Source organism: Nostoc sp. KVJ20 (genome assembly GCF_001712795.1).
Lineage (GTDB): Bacteria > Cyanobacteriota > Cyanobacteriia > Cyanobacteriales > Nostocaceae > Nostoc.
In genome coordinates this window covers 1-3,276 of record NZ_KV757762.1, presented here as the reverse complement: position 1 = coordinate 3,276, position 3,276 = coordinate 1, and the positions used below count along the sequence as shown (strand labels likewise).

The following is a 3,276-nucleotide window of genomic DNA, read 5'->3' as shown; positions in this document are numbered from 1 at the left end:
CCCAGTCCCCAGCCCCCAATCCCCAATCCCCAATCCCCAGTCCCCAGTCCCCAGTCCCCAGTCCCCAGTCCCCAGTCCCCAGTCCCCAAGTGATTTTGTTAGATGAAGGATGGGATGCGATCGCCAAAGAATCTGATATAAATCCTCAGATAGATGCAGAAGCGCATAATTTAGCTTACGTAATTTACACTTCTGGGTCTACAGGAACTCCTAAAGGGACTCTTGTTCCCCATCGATCGCTAACCAATTTAATAGAACACCATCAAGCGAAGATGACAACAGGTGTGGGTGTTCTTCAGTTTGCCTCCCTAAGTTTTGATGTCAGCTATCACGAAATGTTTGCGGCGTGGGGTTTAGGCGGCACGCTGTATATGATTGGTGAAAGCGATCGCAAGGATTTAGATAAATTAATTCAGTTACTTGCTCAAGAACCAATCGCCAAAGTTTTCCTTCCTGTCACCTTATGGCAACAATTAGCAGAAATATACGGAGAGGAAGAACATCTATTTGAGAATATTAGAGAAGCGATCGCTTGTGGCGAACAACTCCAGATTACTCAACCAATGATTAAGCTGTTTCAACGTCTGGAGAATTGTAGACTCTATAATTTCTACGGCCCTACGGAAGCAGATTTAGTTACAGCTTATGAATTTAGCAACCAGCCAGAAGAGTGGCCAATTTATCCACCAATTGGTAAACCTGCCGTCAACGTACAAGTTTATCTATTAGACCGCAATTTCCAACCCGTGCCAATTGGTGTTCCTGGCGAATTGTACGTCAGCGGTGATGGTTTGGCTCGTGGCTACCTCAACCGCCCAGATTTGACAGAGCAAAAATTTGTCCCAAATCCCTTTGCCAAGCCAGAAGGTTTTTCCCCCTACTCCCAAAAAAGACTATACAAAACTGGTGACTTAGCTAAATATTTACCAGATGGCAACATTGAATTTGTAGGACGCATCGACGATTTAGTAAAAGTTCGGGGCTTTCGGGTTGAACTTGGTGAAGTTGAAGCAGTCTTGAGTAAACATCACCAAATTAACCAAGCAGTGGCTAAGGTGTTTGGGCAAAGTGCCAGAGAAAAATATTTAGTCGCTTACTTCGTACCAATTCAAGGGCAAACTCTCAGCATCGAACAGTTGCGTACTTTTCTGCAAGACCAGTTGCCAGAGTACATGATTCCATCAGCTTTTGTGCAGATAGAGTCCTTCCCCTTGACCCCCAATGGTAAAGTTAACCGTCGCGCTTTGAGCGAACCGACGACCAGCCGACCAGAATTAGCCCAAACTTTTGTTGCACCCCGGACTCCCACCGAAGAAATTTTGGCAGGTATCTGGAGGGATGTTTTAGGGTTAGAACAAGTTGGAATTTACGACAACTTCTTTAATTTAGGAGGACATTCATTACTTGCGACTCAGGTTATCTCTCTGACACGCAAAGCATTTAAGATCGAATTACCCCTAAGAAGTTTATTTGAATCTCCTGCGATCGCAACTTTAGCTAGAACAGTTGAGGCAGCTAATCAGCAAGAAATTACACCATTAAAAGTGGAACGTTGGCGTAGCCCGTCGCAGACATCGCAGGATGGAATACTGCCAATCTCCTTAACTCAGTTAGAATTTTGGTTTTTCGAGCAATTCTATCCAGGTAATCCTGTTTACAACCTGCCGCTAATTTATCGCGTCACAGGTGCGCTGGATGTGAAGGCGTTAGAGGAGAGTTTAACAGAAATTGTGCGACGACATGAAACTTTCCGAAGCACCTTTAAGCTTGAGAACGGACAAGTAGTTTATGCAATTTCTCCCGAACCTATATTTGATTTTGCCGTAATAGATGTACAAGATATATCTGAAGCAAAACAACAAGCCGAGAAAGAAATTAAGCAGCCTTTCGATTTGGCACGGGGGCCATTATTGCGGAGTAAGCTTTGGCGTTTGAGTGAAACCGAGCATTTGCTTGTTGTCACTACCCACCATATTGTCGCTGATGGTTGGTCTTTCAGCGTGTTAACCCAAGAAATGGCAACCCTTTACGAAGCTTTTTCTCAAGGTAAACCCTCACCCCTGGCCGAGTTAGCCATTCAATATGCAGACTTTGCCCATTGGCAGAGGCAATGGTTGCAGGGGCAAGTTTTGGAATCACAGATGCAATTCTGGAAACAACATTTAGGTCTTACCCCGCCAGTTTTGAAACTACCAACTGATCATCCACGCCCAGCCGTGCGAACCTTCACAGGTGCGCGTCAACCATTGGTAATTTCTAAAGACTTAACCAAAGCACTCAAGACATTGAGTCAGCAGGAAGGCGTAACCCTATTTATGACCTTGTTAGCAGCACTCAAAACATTACTTTTCTGCTACACAGGACAACCAGACATCATTGTGAGCAGTACCGTTGCCAATCGTACCCGCCCAGAAACAGAAGGATTGATTGGTTTCTTTGTTCATTTACTGCCATTCTGCACCAACTTCTTAGAAGGCAATCCCAGCTTCCGCGAACTACTGCGGCGAGTGCGGGAAGTGGCTTTAGGAGTGTATACACATCAGGAAATGCCTTTCATCAAACTACTAGAAGAACTACAACCAGTTAGAGACTCTAGTTACACACTGCTAGCTCAGGTGATGTTTGTTTTTCAAAACACTCCAGAAGATGATTTAAAACTAGCAAACTTGACTTTAAAAGAGGAGTTTATTGCAACTGATACCAAAGACACAGCCGAATTTGATTTAAATTTGACACTCCAAGAAACATCAGAAGGAATTGAAGGCGCTCTAGTCTACAAAACCGATTTGTTTGAAGCTGCTACTATTTCCAGAATGGTAACAATCTTTCAAAGTTTGCTTGAATATATTGTGACTAATCCTGAGCAACGTCTTAACGAACTTCCCTTTTTATCTGAAGGAGAAAACTTACCAATTCAAAATTTCAGATTGCCAGTAAATACAAAAAAATCTGACAATGATTTTATTGAACCTGCCACCCCTACAGAAGAAGTCATTCTAGCTACTTGGAAAGAAGTTTTAGGATTAGAACATATTAGTACTCAAGATAACTTCTTTGATCTGGGAGGAAATTCTGCTCTTGTTCTGCAACTAATATACAAACTACAGCAAGCTTTGCAAGTGGAGTTACCTTTAATTGACCTATTTGAAAAAACTACTATAGTTCAGCAAGCAGAAGCTATCTACGATTTACAAAACAATTTATAGGACTCCTATTTAATTGTTGAACAAGACTCAGTACTGATCTATGCTTTCTTTCCTATTCCCTATTCCCTAT

At 42.7% G+C, this 3,276-nt stretch carries 1 protein-coding gene; it reads left to right on the top strand.

Features of this window, described 5'->3' with window-relative positions:
- Window positions 1-3,206, top strand: a 3,206-nt coding sequence (locus A4S05_RS35670; protein ID WP_141699904.1) for a condensation domain-containing protein, incomplete at its 5' end; no start/stop codon positions are given.
- Between the last annotated feature and the right edge of the window lie 70 nt (window positions 3,207-3,276).